Source organism: Cohnella terricola (assembly GCF_007786475.1).
GTDB lineage: Bacteria > Bacillota > Bacilli > Paenibacillales > Paenibacillaceae > Cohnella > Cohnella terricola.
The window spans coordinates 305,657-322,579 of sequence record NZ_VNJJ01000005.1 but is presented as its reverse complement, the minus strand read 5'-3'; the positions used below and the strand labels follow the sequence as shown (position 1 = coordinate 322,579).

The 16,923-nt window shown below is 51.0% G+C and carries 16 protein-coding genes and 3 tRNA genes; 4 read left to right on the top strand and 15 right to left on the bottom strand.

Annotated features, from left to right (window positions below; genetic code table 11):
- Positions 1-26: 26 nt before the first annotated feature.
- Positions 27-509, bottom strand: a complete 483-nt coding sequence (locus FPZ45_RS11455) for a hypothetical protein (protein ID WP_144701360.1) — start codon at positions 507-509, stop codon at positions 27-29.
- 238 nt (positions 510-747) lie between these two features.
- Here FPZ45_RS11455 and FPZ45_RS11450 point away from each other — a divergent pair, with 238 nt between their 5' ends.
- On the top strand, positions 748-1,401 hold the full coding sequence (locus FPZ45_RS11450; protein ID WP_144701358.1) for a hypothetical protein: 654 nt from the start codon (positions 748-750) through the stop codon (positions 1,399-1,401).
- Positions 1,402-1,597: 196 nt separating this feature from the next.
- Complete coding sequence (locus FPZ45_RS11445) at positions 1,598-1,924, top strand: hypothetical protein (protein WP_144701356.1); 327 nt, start codon at positions 1,598-1,600, stop codon at positions 1,922-1,924.
- A 117-nt stretch (positions 1,925-2,041) separates the two neighbouring features.
- On the opposite strand, the gene FPZ45_RS11440 is transcribed toward FPZ45_RS11445, so the two are convergent.
- The 11 genes from FPZ45_RS11440 to FPZ45_RS11395 all read right to left on the bottom strand — a co-directional run bounded on the left by FPZ45_RS11440 (position 2,042) and on the right by FPZ45_RS11395 (position 10,785).
- Positions 2,042-2,458: a hypothetical protein gene (locus FPZ45_RS11440; RefSeq protein WP_144701354.1), complete on the bottom strand. Its 417-nt coding sequence runs from the start codon at positions 2,456-2,458 to the stop codon at positions 2,042-2,044.
- A 177-nt stretch (positions 2,459-2,635) separates the two neighbouring features.
- Positions 2,636-2,724, bottom strand: a tRNA-Leu gene (locus FPZ45_RS11435).
- 65 nt (positions 2,725-2,789) lie between these two features.
- Positions 2,790-2,866: transfer RNA gene (locus tag FPZ45_RS11430), tRNA-Ile, on the bottom strand.
- A gap of 23 nt (positions 2,867-2,889) precedes the next feature.
- A tRNA-Met gene (locus FPZ45_RS11425) sits at positions 2,890-2,966 on the bottom strand.
- Positions 2,967-3,067: 101 nt separating this feature from the next.
- Positions 3,068-3,223 (bottom strand): YycC family protein, encoded by a 156-nt coding sequence (locus FPZ45_RS11420; protein ID WP_144701352.1) that lies wholly within the window; start codon positions 3,221-3,223, stop codon positions 3,068-3,070.
- A gap of 71 nt (positions 3,224-3,294) precedes the next feature.
- Positions 3,295-3,459 (bottom strand): hypothetical protein, encoded by a 165-nt coding sequence (locus FPZ45_RS25315; protein WP_186438349.1) that lies wholly within the window; start codon positions 3,457-3,459, stop codon positions 3,295-3,297.
- A 141-nt stretch (positions 3,460-3,600) separates the two neighbouring features.
- Positions 3,601-5,175: an ABC transporter substrate-binding protein gene (locus FPZ45_RS11415; RefSeq protein ID WP_144701350.1), complete on the bottom strand. Its 1,575-nt coding sequence runs from the start codon at positions 5,173-5,175 to the stop codon at positions 3,601-3,603.
- Entirely contained in the window at positions 5,172-6,059 is an 888-nt protein-coding gene (locus FPZ45_RS11410) for an ABC transporter ATP-binding protein (protein WP_144701348.1), read from the bottom strand. The genes FPZ45_RS11415 and FPZ45_RS11410 overlap by 4 nt, the downstream gene beginning before the upstream one ends.
- 3 nt (positions 6,060-6,062) lie before the next feature.
- Positions 6,063-8,915, bottom strand: coding sequence for an ABC transporter permease (locus FPZ45_RS11405; RefSeq protein ID WP_144701346.1), 2,853 nt, complete (start codon positions 8,913-8,915; stop codon positions 6,063-6,065).
- 3 nt (positions 8,916-8,918) lie between these two features.
- Positions 8,919-10,025: an efflux RND transporter periplasmic adaptor subunit gene (locus tag FPZ45_RS11400; protein WP_186438348.1), complete on the bottom strand. Its 1,107-nt coding sequence runs from the start codon at positions 10,023-10,025 to the stop codon at positions 8,919-8,921.
- On the bottom strand, positions 9,985-10,785 hold the full coding sequence (locus FPZ45_RS11395; RefSeq protein WP_144701344.1) for an ABC transporter ATP-binding protein: 801 nt from the start codon (positions 10,783-10,785) through the stop codon (positions 9,985-9,987). The genes FPZ45_RS11400 and FPZ45_RS11395 overlap by 41 nt, the downstream gene beginning before the upstream one ends.
- A 234-nt stretch (positions 10,786-11,019) precedes the next feature.
- Here FPZ45_RS11395 and FPZ45_RS11390 point away from each other — a divergent pair, with 234 nt between their 5' ends.
- Positions 11,020-12,672 carry a glutamine--tRNA ligase/YqeY domain fusion protein gene (locus tag FPZ45_RS11390; RefSeq protein ID WP_144701342.1) on the top strand — a complete coding sequence of 551 codons (1,653 nt, stop codon included), beginning with the start codon at positions 11,020-11,022 and terminating at the stop codon, positions 12,670-12,672.
- Between the two features lie 74 nt (positions 12,673-12,746).
- Positions 12,747-14,039 carry a beta-N-acetylhexosaminidase gene (gene nagZ / locus FPZ45_RS11385; protein WP_144701340.1) on the top strand — a complete coding sequence of 431 codons (1,293 nt, stop codon included), beginning with the start codon at positions 12,747-12,749 and terminating at the stop codon, positions 14,037-14,039.
- 345 nt (positions 14,040-14,384) lie between these two features.
- Here nagZ and FPZ45_RS11380 read toward each other — a convergent pair whose 3' ends face one another.
- From FPZ45_RS11380 to FPZ45_RS11370, 3 genes are all read right to left on the bottom strand, one after another.
- Positions 14,385-14,627, bottom strand: a complete 243-nt coding sequence (locus FPZ45_RS11380; RefSeq protein WP_144701338.1) for a hypothetical protein — start codon at positions 14,625-14,627, stop codon at positions 14,385-14,387.
- Between the two features lie 143 nt (positions 14,628-14,770).
- A complete protein-coding gene (locus FPZ45_RS11375; RefSeq protein ID WP_246120419.1) occupies positions 14,771-15,886 on the bottom strand; it encodes an ABC transporter permease in 1,116 nt (371 codons plus the stop codon).
- Between the two features lies 1 nt (position 15,887).
- Positions 15,888-16,817, bottom strand: a complete 930-nt coding sequence (locus FPZ45_RS11370; protein WP_144701337.1) for an ABC transporter ATP-binding protein — start codon at positions 16,815-16,817, stop codon at positions 15,888-15,890.
- Positions 16,818-16,923: the final 106 nt, after the last annotated feature.

Sequence of the window (16,923 nt, the reverse complement as noted above, 5' to 3'; positions counted from 1 at the left end):
GGCACCTCTTATTCTAGTAATAATCTTTATTTTTTCGTAATCTTGACATTATGCTTTTTTGCCACTTCGTCAAGCCTATTTTGAAAATCTCTTATGTATTTCCTGCCCTCTGCGAGTTTATCGTTTGCCGCTGGAATCAAGTTCGCGTCATCATTCTCAAACGCTAATTGCATCTGAGTCATGGCACTAAGTTGAGTATTCGCACCCAAAATATAAATCTCATGCAGGTCCCGAACTTCTTGTGTTTCAGGCCTTATCTCTTCGAGTTTGAAAACAAATTTTTGATATCCCGGAACTATATCATTAACGAATGCTTCATACGTTTCTTCATCACTCGAATAGTTTTCACCTGTTACATCACTATATGCTTTAGTTAGCCGGGTTTCTTCGTCTCCTAGTGGTTGAAGATTATGATTAAGATAATTCAGAAGGTCATCCTTTACAGGATCAACACCACAAGCTGTTAGAAATACGAACGCAATGATGAAAGGAAAAATCATTTTTCTCATTTTATACAAACCTCCGTCTTAGACAAACTTCGCGATATTTCGTGTTAATATATGGGTAATTATTGCACAATATTGATCTCCTATCAATAGATTCATACAAGCATGACTGATTACCGAACGTAATAAAAACACCACAAACCAAGGGTGCCAGGGACCGGGATCGAATCAGTGGAAGGATTTAGGCGGAACGTGTCGAATTAATGGTTTTTGTACTTAAATCGAGTTGGAGGTCTTATCGGTGAATGAACAGTTAGAGGGGGCGGTGGCGGTTGCGCAGCCTGCTATTAAACCGGAACCAAAAACGCTCGCCATTCGAATACTGGTTATCGTCGCGCTAATCTTGGCGATCACCTCTTGCGGAGCCGCTGCCATTTTGTACGTAAAAAGCAACGAACTTGCGGAAACGAATGACGCACAAGGGGCGCTAATCGCGGAACAGGCGAAGAAAATCGAGGGACTGAGCGCTAAGATTTCGAAGTATGACAAACAAATTTCGGAGATTTCCGCTATTAAGAACCTGGCGAAAAATCATACAACCACCCTAAACTTGATGGCGATGCAACATCTCATCGAAGGCGGAGTTGTTACGGACGACTTTACTGTTGAAAAGCTGCACCTCATTTCAGAAGACAATGAAAAGCTGCTCGTCAATATTGACATAGGTATGCAGCCGTCAATGAAAGCACTCTATGTGGGCCGCGGTACCTTCAATCTGTCTGACCGCGAATTACGCGCCAAAAGCCAGACGTTAATAGCGGCGGTGAAGGAACTATACGGTCCCAGCGAATCTTATCTTCCAAAGTGGGACGATAACAACGTTTATGTAACGATTAAAAACTATGAAATTGGAGACACAACCTCCGGTACGTTCAAACTAGCTGGCGAAAAATGAATCCGCTAATCTCAACGCGCGATACGCGGTAGGAGTCTAATTTTGTCGAATCAATTTCGCTAGACGGGGGATATCGGCGGGCGGCGGGTATTGTGCGCCAGTTGCGAAAAGTTTCGGCATAGTACATCCTCCTTCCCTTGGAACTAAAGTATTCTAGTAGTACAATATGGTTAAACTTGATAGGATGGTGGTCTTTATGAGCAATTTTTTAACCACAAGAGTATCGACTATTCTAAGGACAAAGGCGCAGAAAGATTCTGATAGATTAGTTCAAAAAGACGCCTTTCACCAAGTTATTTCGAATATTTATAAGGAGCTCCAATCCTCCAATTTCCCCTCGAGCTATAAGATATCAGATGAAGGTTCAGATAACCCTGTTTGGACAATTACAATAACCGACATCGAAGTTAGCATACCGTTTGAGGAGATCAGAGCAGTAGTCTCCAAAAAACTAGGAAACAGTTACCAAGAAATTATCCAATCAATCTTTCTTGCGAAGCTAGAAGAGGCGGCCTTGAAGTAAGTGTTACATCCAAGAGGGTTTATTTCTTAGTGCCCTGCGTCTCCTCTTCGAAATACTTACTGCCATTTCAAGAGCGTCCGGCAAGTCGTCGTGAGCGCTCGATCCGTATAATTCGAACTATTCGAGAAGTAGCGCGTGCTTCCGACTGAACTGAATCGTACCGTTCTCGATTTCCGGAAGAAGTGCTTCGATCCGTAAGTCTTTCCGCGACCGCTGATGAATCTCTTTCACGCGGTTATTCGCCGGATAGCCTGCGGCCCGAAGCGCTTCTTTAAATTTGTGTACACGAAGAATTCCTGCGCCGCTTGCGCCTCCGCTGCGATCCCGTCCGGCTGGAACCGAATCACGCGATCGACAATTTCGTGGAGGAATACGTCGGGTTGGACCCGTCAAGTTACGGATTTTACAGTTCCGCAGAAAGGTCGCTGTGGCGACGTCGAAGTCTACGGACTCCCCCGAGAGCTTTGATGCTTCGTAACCGGATACCGCGACCGTATTCCTCCTTCGCGGCAGATTCCGTTTTATTCCGGACACAATAAAAAACACCCCTCACCGTTAATATTGCGCGGCTGTGGCGTGCGTTTTCGTGCGTATATCGCGGCATTTATACCGCAGGATTATCGTTTCGCGAACCGTTTTGTACCGTTAATTTCGAGTGGCTTACGGTTAGGTTACCGTAGGCTAAGCGTTGATTTAACGGGAAAAACCAAATGGTGCCGAGGACCGGGATCGAACCGGTACGGTAGTCACCTACCGCAGGATTTTAAGTCCTGTGCGTCTGCCAATTCCGCCACCCCGGCATAGGAGTAAGTTCATAGCTCGGCTATGTAAGTATGTAAGTTGCAACCGTTTGCCGATTTCCAAGTGGTGGGCCTTGAGGGACTCGAACCCCCGACCAATCGGTTATGAGCCGACCGCTCTAACCAACTGAGCTAAAGGCCCCCGTATAGGTCCAGAGAAATGGTTGGTTGCGGGGGCAGGATTTGAACCTGCGGCCTTCGGGTTATGAGCCCGACGAGCTACCGGGCTGCTCCACCCCGCGTCGTTATGACTTTGTCGAATTTATTGGCGACAACTAATAATATACTATAAAATCAGGCCCGCCGTCAACCATTTCTACTCATTTTTCTTTTCTTCCGCTACCTATTCCTGCTTTTCTTCGCTACTTTGGGACTTCGCCATCTCCGCAAGCTTCTGAAGCAATATATGCTGGGGCATATGCATTAAATGTTCCAACGGTACCTTCATGTATTCGGCAAGCTTAACGGCCGTTTCCGCGGAAAAGGGCATTCTTCTCACTGCTGTTTCCTCCGTTTCCTATACCTAGGACACAGCTTAGCATAGATTCGGGTTCGCTGCCAATAAGCATTTCACGGCAAATAACGAACGCCGTACTTGCCTTTGCGGGAACGGAATACTTCGATCTCCCGAGGAACGTCGAGCCCGAATACCCAACTGTCATGCTCCAATCTCTGTACGAGACAGCCTGCCTGAAATTTGCTGTCGTATAGCCTTGACCAATATACCCATCTCATAAGGCATCCCCCTGTTCCTAAAATAAGGCTGACCATAGCATGCGCGGCTTTCCTGAATTTGAATCCCATCTTTCTCAAATTACACAAAAGCGACTCATCCCAAGGGATGAGCCGCCTACTTAATGGCAACCGTATCAATCGTTAATCCACGAATACTTCTCCTGACGCTTCCATCAGAGCTTTCTTCTGGGGCGAAATGCCTCCGGAGTCGCCCGTATTGATGCCGTCGAAAGCATCTGGGATCTGCCCTTTCGGGGTCGTCTTGATCTTCTGAAGAAGAGCGTTGCCCTGATCTTCCCATAAAGCCAATCCTTCTTTGACCGTTCTATTGCCTTGCATGACTTGGCTATAGATCATCGAACCCATATCCGTAATCATGCTCAAGTTTGGTTTCTCGCGCAGCAATTCCTGTTCTTTCAGGGTGTTGCCGCCATATGACGCCGGAGCCGGTCTCATTTTCGTAAAGGCATCGATGTTGAAATTCATTCCGTCGCGCACTTTCACGAACTCCTTGCGAGCCGACATTTCATAAGTGCTGCGGGACTTCAGCTTCGCCCATTCTTTGCCGTTCATGAACTTGACGAATTCCCACGCATCTTTAGGATTAGCTGCATTGGCGTTGATGCCGGCGAGCTGACCCAAGAAAATGTTGCCGCCGATTCCTTCTTTGCCGACATGGTACGGGACCGTCACGACATCCCAGTCGAGTTTTTCCATTTTCAACTTGTCGCTGTTGTCGTTCATCAGCTGGATTTCGTTCATCATGCCGTAATCCCCGATCGTCATCGCGACCCTGCCACTATAGAACAGACGACTCCTATACGGGTTGTATATGCCCGTGTCACTTTCAGGCTGATCGTATTGCATATCTTCCTGCCGCGGTGTGACACGATCGTTCTTCAACTGCACCATGGTTTCCCATAGCGTTTGCCATTGCTGCGAATTGACCGTCATCGTCTCGCCTTTGTCGTCGTACATTTTCAATTGAAGCGGAGCAGCGAAGTTCTGCAGGTCCCAGAAGCTATCGCTCGCCCCCCATTGATTAAAGGAGAAGCCGTAGATCGCGTCTTTGCCGCTGCCGGATTTCATCCGTTTGGCCAAGTTGAATACATCGTCCCAGTTCATATCGTCTTTCGGAAAATCAACGCCGGCCTTTGTAAAAAGGCCCTTATTATAATAGAGTGCGGCAGGCTGGAAAGTTGGCGTCAACGCGTACAGGAAGCCGTTGCCTTGATCCTTGATTCCTTCGACGATCGTAGGCACGAATTCATTGATATCGATCTTGTCATCTTTTAAGAGAGGATCGAGTTGCTTAAGCAGACTTTCGTTCACCAATTGTCCGAGCATATTCAGATCGTTAATGATCATCACATCGACCGGATTCGTTCCGCTCATGATCTCCTTCACTCTCGTGAATTGATCGGGCTGATTTTCCCTCTTCGATTGATCTTCGAATTGCATCTCCGTGTAGTCGATCGCGGGAACGACCTCGATCTCAATGTTGGAATGGGAGAATTCGAACATGTCGGTGAATTGCTGGCGGAACCAGGATTCATCCGATTTGCTTCCGTACATCGTTCCGACGCGCAAAACACGGCGATTATTCGGATCGTCCTTCTCACTGTTTGAGTTACACGCCGCCAAAATCGGAATAAGCAAAGATAAGCTCATTCCGGTCAGCACCCCTTTTCGGATGCGGCTTACTTTGTTGTTCATGCTGTTTCGTCCTCCTCTAAGGATTTGGGTTTGGTAATGACGATCTTGTCTCCGTCGAATTCCATCGTCGCTTTGTCGCCGATCGACAACGCGGATAGATACTCCTTCGGAATCTGCAGCCTGCCGACCCGATCCACCACGACGAAAGCTTCATGCGCTTCTTCCGGCGTTCCTCCCGATAGCGGCTGAGAATGGTCAAGATTCGGATTTCTTTTGATAAATTCGGTGCTCGTCAGTCCGTCGCGGATCGCGACGACGCGATCCACTTTACCCGCAAGCGATAAATCGTGGGTAACGATAACGATTGTAAGGCCGAGTTCCTTATTAAACTTCCGGAAAATATCCATGATGATATCGGATGTTTTAGAGTCGACGGAGCCCGTCGGCTCGTCGGCGAGCAGAAGTTGCGGACGATTCGCCAGCGAGATCGCGATCGCGACCCGCTGCTGTTCGCCGCCGGACAGTTGTTGCAGCTTGTTGTGCATGCGGTCCTTCAAGCCGACCCATTCGAGCAGTTGCTTCGCGTAAGCGCGATCCAGCTTGCCCGAGAACATCATCGGCATCTCCACGTTCTCCAGCGCGCTTAAGAACGGGAGCAAGTTGCGTGCGTTGTTCTGCCAGATAAATCCGACCGTATCGCGCTTATACTTCACGAGATCGTCGTCGTTCACCTTCAGCAGATTCCAGGGGCCGACTTGTACCTGGCCGGCGGATGGACGGTCCAAACCGCCGAGTATGTTCAGCAGAGTGGACTTCCCGCTTCCGCTGTTGCCGATAATCGCCATCATCTCTCCGGGTTTGACGGTTAGATTCAGACCCTGAAGAGCGACGACTTCCAGGTCGTCGGCCTTGTAGATTTTGACAAGGCCTTCGCAAGTAATCATGGATTATCGCTCCTCTCCGAGCTTAACCGCCTGATGAACCTTCAAGCGTCTAATATGCGTAATGAGCAGCCCGACGCCGATCGCCATCATGACGCCGACGACGATGTACAACCTGTTCGTATCCGCCGCCTCGAACACGACGCGGAACGGAGGAACTTGGTTCGACGAGTTGTCCGTCGTCTGCAGGAACGGCAGGAACAGCAGACTCGCAAGCTTGCCGATTCCGATGCCGAGTCCGATCGATAAGCCGGCCGTAAAGATTTGCTCTAGCAGCAGCATGCCGGTCAGTTGCTTGCGCGACAATCCCATCGCCCGCAAAATACCGATCTGCACGACCCGTCTGGAAAGATTGAAAAACCAGAACAGAATGTAGCCGGACAGCGACACGATGATCGTGACTAAGAATCCGAGACTCAAAATACCGAACACGCCGCCTCTAGCTGGATGCTTGCTTTGCGTAGCCAGCTCCGATCGCATGCTGTTGATGGCTGCGATATCGATTCCTTTCTCCTGAAGAACCGGAATGATTTCCTGCACCTTCGCGTCGGGTTTCATCTTCAGCCAGACGTCATACGGCACGAGCGGCGCTTGATCGTATATATAGTCCAAGTTCGCGATCAAGAACGGCGCTTGATCCGGATAGAGGCTAGGCCAGTAAGGAATGACATCGAGAATGATAAATTCGATCGGTTGCTCCTGAATGATCGTCTGAACCGTATCTCCGCGCTTCAGATCGAATTTCTTGGCCACGTTGGAGGAGATCAACGCTCCTTCGGGCACCTGGCCGAGCCATTCGAGATATTTGTAAGGATTGACCTTATACATGTCCTTGCGCAGCCATCCGACACGAGCGAAATCGACGTTGTCGATGCCCATGATCGTCGACTGCCCGGCTGTCTTGCCGGAAATGGTGATGCTGCTTTTCGTCTGCAACACGCGTGCCGCGCGCTCTACTCCAGGCAATGTACGGAAGATTTCGAACGGCGGTTCGTTGTAATTGTACTTCGTAGGCGTTTGACGATTGCCCTGGCCACCGCCTCCTCCGCTGCCGCCTCCGTTTCCGCCGCCTTGCGGTTTGCTAGGCTGTTTGAATTCAGCGGTTCCTTCCCATACTGTCTGAACGACAACGTCGGACCCGTATTTGTACATGATCCTCTCTTCCGAGTTCAGCCCGATCGTCCTCGCCGCGGAGGAATTGTATACCCCAAGGCCGAGCGTCAAGATCAGCAAAATCATGAGCGGATAGTACGACTTGGAAGAACGCGACAATTGCGTCAGCGTCAGGTAGAACGGCACGGGCAAAATCTTTTTCCACATGAGATTAAACAGCTTGAGCAATAGCGGGAACAGCCTGAGGAATACAAGGCCCGCCGCGAAAATGCTCAATGCCGGAACGAAAAACAGAAACGGCTGCACGTTTAACTGATCAGTCGTCATGCCCGTTTTGAAACTGACCATCTGCCGTTCGTTGAACAAATACCAACCGTAGCCGGCAACGCCCAATAAAATAACGTCGATGAACCACTTCTGCCAGAACGGCTTGCGGTCTCCACGCGCCATCTGTCTCTTATAATCGACGATCGAAGTTCTCGTAAAGACTAGCGCAGGAATTACCGTAGCCGCGATCGCGACGACAACGGCCGCCACGCCGGCAAGTACGCCGTCGATCGAGAATCCGACCGGGATCGCTTTGCGATCCACGAAATGCAGGAATCCGCTTGCCGACCCGATACTCTTGGCCATGAATAAGCCGAACAGAGGCCCGATCAACAAAGCGACGATGCCGAGCAGCGTTCCTTCCAGCAAGAACAGCATGAAGATTTGCCTTGTGCTCGCGCCCCTGCTTCGCAGCACGGCAATATCGGAGCGTTGCTTCTCGAGCGCCTGCTGCGTGTTCATCGTAATAAAATAGAACACCATCGCGATCATCGGTGCCGCGAGCGTGAAGAGCATCGTTTGCAATTGGATGCTATCCTTGCGGAAATCGCTAAGCATTTCGGCAAAGCTAATCTCCAGATGCGTATCCTTCAACTTCTTGTACACTTCAATGTCGATGCGGTTCAACTTCCCGGAAAGAGGGGAAAGTTGACTCGTCTTGATCTCCCGAAGATCGAAAGCCGAATACCAGCTTGCGATCTGGATCGGAATCTTCTGCTTCTCGGCCAAGTCCTTCAAGAACACGGGCTCGGCGATATACAGATTGTTCATTAGCCCTTCCAGGCCTTGATACCAATAAGCGCTTTCCTCATCTACCGGCTTGAATGCACCTACGATCTGAATGCGAAGCGTAATGTTCAAGCCGCCGGAGATGGGATAGAGCAGTACGTCGCCGACATGCAGGTCGTTGCGGAACATCGCTTCTTCCATCATGACCGCTTGGATCGTACCGTCCGCTTCCGCGTTGTCCGCGAACCACTTGCCACCCGCCTGCTCCGTTTGCTCCTTCAAGCCGCCGAGCGATGCGAGCGTCAGCTTACGCGTGCGGCTGGCATCTACTTTCGTCGGATCCTCGGGCGATACTTCCGAACTGCGAAGCATTAAGCTTCGCTGGGAAACCTCGACGGGAAATCCGATATCGGACGTCACATCTTCGCGTATATACTTGTCGACGTCGTTAAATCTTTCCATATCCGTCTTGCCGTCGGTCGACTGGTAACGGATTAGCAGTGAGCCAGCTGGCATGCCTTCGCTGTTGTCCTGCAGCGATTGCGAAACGACCCGCTTTAGTGCGCCGTCCGCATACATCGGGATGCTGGTCGTAAATGCTACGGCAACGAACAATCCGGCGAGCGTGCTGAGCGTCATCCAGCGCGTATTCCACATTTTGCGAAAGAGAAACCGAATCAGCGCGTTCATACTTTACCGCCCTACGACTTTCTGTCCCGGCGTTAAACCGTTCAAAATTTCCGCATCGGTCGATGTCTGTTGCCCGACTTCGACGTCAATTTCCCGTTTGCTTCCGTCCGGCTCCGCGACCTGGACGTACGTGCGCGGACCAATCGTTCGAAGCGCGGCGAGTGGAATGACGACCGCGTTCTCCTTGCGATTAATAATAACGGAGATAGACAACGGGGTTCCTCTGGTTACGGTCTTAGGCAACTGATCGACGTCGACGAGCAAGTATTTGTTCATGTTATCGGTTTTGCCGCCGTTACCGTTACCGTTCCCGCCGTTCTGATTGTCGGTCGAAGGGATCGGAAGCTGTTTGACTTTGCCTTTCAGTTTCCCGGCGTTATTGATGTCGACGCGAACTTCCATGCCGACGGCCACCTTCTGCAGATCGTCCTTGGATATCTCCGCTGCGACGATCAGGCTGTTAGGATTCGCGATAACGCTGACTGTGTCGTACGCTTTAATCAGGTCGCCTTCTTGTACCGGTACCGACACGACAGTCCCGGAGAAAGGTGCGGTCAGCACCGCCTTATCGATGTCATCCTGCTTGTCGACGAGAGCCTGACGGGCTTCTTCGAATTGGAGCGTCTTCATCTCGAATTCGATCGGGTCCATCTCGTCTTTCTTTCTTAACGTCGATTTCATATCCAATTCCAATTGTTTAAAGGATAGCGCTTCCTTGCTTAGTGCCTTCTTCAAATCGTCCACGTCGAGCTCGGCGATCGCCTGTCCCGCTTCCACGGTCTGTCCGGATTGTATGTATAATTTCTTCAGTCTTTTGCCTTCCAACGTAAAATATAATTGCTTTTCCTGAGTGGACAAAATTTTGCCGGAACCCGAAGCCGTCGTTTCCAGCGTCTTCGTTACGACGTCGTATCTGGGCTTCTCCGAAATCTTCGGCAGTTGGATCGTCGACAAATCTTCTTCCTCAGGCTCGCTAGGAAGTAAACTGCAGCCTGAAAGAGCCACAGACAAAGCCAATACGGCTAGCACACTCGCGCTCTTACGGTTGCGGCGCTTGATAGGATTCTCGTTACTTGGCGATGAATACGCCGTCCACCATTTCATAGACATGGTCTGCTACCTCCATAATCGTAGGGTCATGCGTCGTCATGCAGATCGACACATTCTCGGTCGCGACGACTTCCTTGAAAACTTGCATGATTTGCGCCGTCATCTGGCTGTCCAATTCCGCCGTCGGTTCATCTGCCAGGATGAGGCTCGGTTTGTGAGCGAGGGCTTTGGCGATCGCAACCCTCTGCTGTTCTCCCCCCGATAACTCGAAAGGCCGGTGATGCATCCGCTTGGACAGGCCGACCAGATCCAGGCAGGAAGTAATTCTCGATTTCCATTCGGACCGGGGAGTGTTCGCCATACGAAGCGATAGTTCGACATTCTCGTAAGCGGATAGGAGCGGCATCAAAGCGAATGCTTGGAAAATGAAGCCGATATCCTTGCGACGCACTTCCGTGCGCTTATCGTCATCCCATTTGTGGAACGGCCGATCCTTGAAGAAAATTTCGCCCTGAGTAGGCGTATCCAGCCCCCCCATCAAGTTCATCAGCGTCGTTTTGCCGGAACCCGAGCGTCCTCTGAGCATGACGAGTTGAGACGGATAGAGGTTCAGATTGATCCCTTTAAGCACGCGAATTTTCTGGCTGCCGACATCGAAAGAACGTTCCACGTTCCGTACGGATAGCAGCGGCTCGCTAGCGAGCGTCCGTTCGGGCGTCTTATTGCCCGCATTCGACGGCTTGCCCTGCGCCTGCGCCGTGGACTCGGTTTGTTCGCCGGCTTTGGCGGCGGTTGAACCACGGCTTAGCCATGACAGCATTCCATTTCCTCCCTTACCAAACTCTTCAATGATTATAACGAGCCTTCATGCTGAAAAGTTACTGAAAAATTAAATCTTTATCATATTTTTAGATGAAAAACGACCGTTTCTGTAAAGGGGGCTGTCGACTTCATCCGACATTTCATCAATTTTTCGCTTAACCCTTTATAAGAAGGCTGTTTTTTGTGTATTATTAGAGGATATAACTTGTTATTGTGAGGAAGGTTGGTCCGCTTGGAAACTAAGACGTCGTCATCGAACTTTATTCGGAACATCGTGGCCGAGGATCTCGCTTCGGGGAAAGTATCGGAGGTCGTGACCCGCTTCCCCCCGGAACCTAACGGATATCTACACATCGGACATGCCAAGTCGATATGCCTGAACTTTGAACTCGCCGACGAGTTCAAAGGAAGAACGAATTTACGCTTTGACGATACGAACCCCGTCAAGGAAGACGTGGAGTACGTAGAGTCGATTAAAAATGACGTGGAATGGCTCGGATTTAAGTGGGACAATTTATTTTTCGCTTCTAATTATTTCGGCGAAATGTACGATCGCGCTGTCCTTCTGATTCGCAAAGGGCTTGCTTACGTAGACGATCAATCCGCCGATCAAATCCGCGAAACGCGGGGAACGCTGACATCCCCGGGACAAGAAAGTCCTTATCGCAACCGATCGGTCGAGGAAAACCTTGATTTATTCCGCCGGATGAAAGAAGGCGAATTCGCGGATGGCCAGAAGGTGCTTCGGGCGAAGATCGACATGGCTTCGCCGAACGTCAACCTGCGGGACCCGATCCTGTATCGCGTTGTACATGCGCACCATCATAACACCGGCGACGAATGGTGCATTTATCCGATGTACGCCTTCGCCCACCCGCTTGAGGATGCCATCGAAGGCGTCACGCATTCGATCTGTACGCTCGAATTCGAAGATCAACGCCCATTCTATGATTGGGTGATTCGCGAATGCGAGATGAAATGGGTTCCGCATCAATACGAATTCGCGCGTCTCAACCTGACGAATACCGTCATGAGCAAAAGAAAGCTGAAATTGCTCGTAGATGAGAACGCGGTCGACGGCTGGGACGACCCGCGTATGCCGACCATTTCCGGGCTGCGCAGGAAAGGCTACACGCCGGAAGCGATCCGGGCGTTCTGCCGGGAGATCGGCGTAGCGAAGAGCTATGGCATCGTAGACGAACGGATGCTGGAGCATTTTATCCGCGAAGATCTTAAGCTCAAAGCGCTTCGGACGATGGCCGTCCTTCAACCTCTGAAAGTGGTCATCACCAACTATCCGGAAGGCCAGACGGAGTGGCTGGATGCCGAGAACAATTCCGAGAACGAGGAAATGGGCCATCGTAAAATTCCGTTCTCCAGGGAAATCTATATCGAACGGGACGATTACATGGATAATCCGCCGCCGAAGTATTTCCGTCTGTTCCCGGGCAACGAAGTCCGTTTGAAGCATGCTTATTTCATTAAGTGCGAAGAGGTTATTCACGATTCGGAAGGCAACGTCATCGAGCTTCGCTGCACGTACGATCCTGAGACGAAAAGCGGATCTGGCTTCACCGGGCGCAAAGTGAAAGGCACGCTCCACTGGGTGGACGCTTCCCATGCGGTCCCTGCCGAATTCCGCCTGTACGAGCCGCTGATATCCGATGAGGAAGAAGAAGACGGTCAATCGTTCCTCGATCGGCTTAATCCGAATTCGCTTCAAGTGCTCGAAGGCTTCGTAGAGCCGGAGATGAAAGACGCTTCAGGCGGAGACAAGTTCCAATTTTTCCGTCACGGCTACTTTAATGTCGATCCGAAAGACTCGACTCCTGGGCATCCCGTTTTTAACCGTATCGTTTCATTGAAAAGCTCGTTCGTCGTCTAAAATAAACAAAGAGCTCCTGCCGCCCGTTCCCGGGAGTGCGGGAGCCTTTTGATTAAGGAGGTTTGTCCTGAATCATGAAAGCAGTTAACGCCCGCTATAGCGGTATCCTATGTATCTGCGTGTTCCTCGCGCTAATCGTCGGGTGCGGATCCGGAAACCCCGGCCCATCGGGGGAATCTTCGGTTCCGCCTTCCCTACCGTCGGAAACATCCCAGTCATCCGTTCAGCCGTCCCCAACGCCAACCGGCGAGCCTTCTCCGACGGATGAAGACGAAATCGCCGGAATGATGAAAGATATGACGCTGGAACAGAAAATCGGGCAAATGATTTTGGCCGGAATAGACGGAACGAGTTTCGATACCGCGATGAAAAAAATGATTGCTGAGCAACATGTCGGGGGCATTATTTTGTACAAAAATAATTTCTCCGACTTGGAAGGCTCGGTCGGCCTCGTTAACGCGCTGAAAAAAGCGAACGAGAACAACCCGGTCCCGCTCTTCATGAGCGTTGACCAGGAAGGCGGCAAAGTCAGCCGACTTCCGAAGGATTTCGTAGCCATCCCGGATGCGGCCAAGGTAGGCAAGACCGGCGATCCGAAGCTTGCCCGGCAGATGGGGTCCCTGCTCTCCGAAGAACTGCGGATCATGGGATTTAATGTGGATTTCGCTCCCGTACTCGATATTAACAGCAACCCGAATAACCCCGTCATCGGCAGCCGAGCTTTCGGGAGCGATGCCGAACGCGTCACGAAGATGGGTGTCGCCGCGATGAAAGGGCTGCAAGAAGGCGGAACGGTCGCGGTCGTCAAGCATTTCCCCGGCCACGGCGATACTTCGGTCGATTCGCATTTGGAGTTGCCCGTAGTCCATAAGACGACCGATCAGCTTGAAGCGATGGAATGGGTTCCGTTCCGGACAGCTATCGAGGAGGGCGCAGACGCCGTCATGGTTGCCCATATCTTTTTTCCGGTAGTCGATCCCGACGCTCCCGCGTCGTTCTCCAAGGTGATTATCGGGGAACAACTTCGCGGCACGCTCGGATTTGACGGCGTCGTCATTACCGATGACATGACGATGGGCGCGATTGCCCAACATTACGGGCTCGAAGATGCGGCGCTCAAATCGGTCGAGGCGGGAAGCGATATTATTCTGGTCGCGCACGGATACGATACCGAGAAAAAAGTGTACGATTCGCTCCTGCAAGCCATTCAATCGGGGCGACTGGATGAAGCCCGCATCGACGAAAGCGTTCGCCGCATCCTTACCCTCAAGTTCAAATACCAACTAAGCGATTCCCCTGTTCCCGTGCCTTCAGTCGCTGATCTTCCCAATGAAGCCATCCGCGATTGGCTGCGTGAGCTCAAATAATAAACAGACCGATTGGCGAGGTGAATCTCGTCAGTCGGTCTGTTTTTCTCTCGCTCCATTATCCCCTTCACTCAGTGTGCTTCCCCGCACGCGATTTGCCTTTTTCCACTCTACGACCATTATCCCTCTCGCTCAGACTGCGACCACTATCCCTCTCGTTCAGACTGCGACCATTATCCCTCTCGTTAAGGAAGTCTGATCCAAGGGGATAATGGTTAGAGAATGCATTGCCATGATGTTCTGATCCAAAGGGATAATGGCTATAGATTGGCGGAGAGGCATCAATGCACCGGGCGGCACTATTCTGAGCCAGGGGGATATTGGCAGCAGTGAAGCGTAATCCTCTTATGCCGTGTACAGCATATCTTCGAGGAGCGTGATCAGACGTTGGCGCATTAACAAAAGCGTCTCTACCGCCCGATCGCGAAGGGGACCGTTATCGGCGATCCAACGATTCCGTACTAGCGAGTCGCGCATCTCGCCCATGCGCAAGAGTTCGTCTCTGCGGAGTAGATTCCGATCATATATACGTGCACGGTATAGCAGATCGTCCGTCGTCGCCAGTAATTGTTCTAAAGATGATTTCATTTTTTCCTACCTCTCATTCTTATTCATCTTGGCATATTTAATAGCGTATGCTCGTCCTACGGGTTTGATTACCATAATGCGAAAAAAACCGCCTAACGCGCCATTAAAGCGCGATAAGCGGCATAGCCATGAATCCGATTCGATTAACGGACCTCTACTTTCCCCCTACGATAGATCAACACGCCGAGGACGAAGGCGACAAGGCCCCATGCTCCAAGTATTCCGATACCGGACCAAAATTCTCCGGTTGCGATTCCGCTTCCGTACGCCAAGCCGTCCCGGATTCCATTCACGAAATAGGTAAGAGGCAGTACTTTCGATACCGGCAACAGCCACTCCGGAAATCCGCTCGTCGGGAAGAAAATACCGCTCAAGAACATCATTAGGAAACTCGCGATGTTCGCCATCCCCATATACGCTTCGATCGATTTGCTGAAGGAAGAGAATAAATACCCCAATGCATTAAACGCAAGAGCCCCGATGAAGAAAGCGACGATTAGCGTAGAAACATCAACATGCAGCTTCGCTCCAAATCCTAGCACCCCTATTAAGGTTAGTATGAGAACTTGCACGATGCCGAGCACTAAACGAACCATCATGCCTCCTACGCCGAACAGTCCCATTTTGACGGGGGTCATCTTCAGCCGCTTAAGCAGTCCCTTGCGCCTCATCTCTACCATGTCGACCATACCGAATAGGCCACCTTGCGCGACCGCGAGCGCAATCATTCCCGTTAGCAGGAAATCCACGTAGCTCAGATCTTCGCTTCCGCCTGAAACGGACTTCGTCTCTACTTTAAATGTAGGCTGGATGCCTGCCACCGCGTAATTGGTTTGTTGTATGAATTGATCAAGAATACCGGATATGACTTGCGTAGTGGCACTTCTTTCGTTCTCCTTGTTTACGATCAAATCGAGCGTCGTAGCGCCCGCAGCGGGAAGAACGATGACGGCATCGACTTTTTTGTTTTTCACCCAGTCATCCGCCTGGGCCTCGTCGACAGTTTGCTCCGACTTCCATTCCAGAACCGAAACGTTGCGAAGATAACTTTCCAGCATATTCGAAGTTTCGTTCACGCTCGGTTTCACCACGGCTACTTTGGCCTTGAAATTGCTGTTGCCGCTTCCGCCGAAGATGATCATAAAAATCACCATGAGAATAATCGGGAAAAAGAGGTTCCAAAACCACACCTGCTTCTCACGGAACATCATTTTGATTTGCGCTCCGAACAGCTTTCCCAGTTGCTTCCCGTTGCTCACCTTAGTCCCTCCACTCTTTGCCGGTAAAGGCAATGAATACGTCTTCAAGGCTCATCTCGCGAATGGAAACCTGCTCCACGCGGTAGCCCTTCTCCTTCGTAAAACCGAAAACATCATACAATGTCTCCTCGGGCTGTACGGACCATAGCTTAAGCGCCGAGCCCTCAAGAGCCGTACGAACGACGGACGGACGACTTTTCGCCACTTCCTCCGTCTCCTGCGCCGCCGCTTCGCCATCCTGGAAAAATAGCCGAACTTCCCGTTCCTTCGTCAGGCGATCGATGAGCTTGGCCGGCGTATCCAGCGTGACGATCCGCCCCTGATCGACGATGCACACTCGATCGCTCAGCTTCTCGGCCTCTTCCATGTAATGCGTCGTCAGGATCGTCGTCTTGCCCAGTTCCTTAAGCTTGAGCACGATATCCCAAATGTTGCGCCGCGCCTGAGGATCAAGTCCCGTCGTTGGTTCGTCCAGAAAAATGATCTGCGGGTCGCTGATCATGGCCAGTCCGATCGCTAACCGCTGCTGCTGGCCCCCGGATAAAGCTTTTACTCTTTTAGCCCGGTGATCGGTGAGATTAATCATCTCAAGCACTTCCGCCGTTTGCTTGGAACGAGGATAGAACGAGGCGAACAAATCCAGATTTTCTTCTACCGTGAGCAAATCGAACATCGCGCTCGATTGCGGCTGTACGCCGATAATCATTTTGATCCGATCCGCGTCTTTGTCCCAGGTCATTCCATTCAGGACGATCGTTCCCGCATCGGGAAATTGAAGTCCCTCGATCATTTCCAACGTCGTCGTTTTGCCTGCCCCATTCGGGCCGATGATTGTAAATACTTCGCCAGCTTCGACTGTAAAACTGATTTCCTCAACTGCCGTGACCGCTCCGAAGGATTTGCGCAAACCTTTCACTTCCAAGATGGACACTTCCGCACACTCCCTTATTTCCGTTTTATCATCCGAGTTAGCCTCATTGTAACCTAGACCTACGACCGGTTCGACGGTCCCAAGCATGCTTTCGATATCGGTCTAG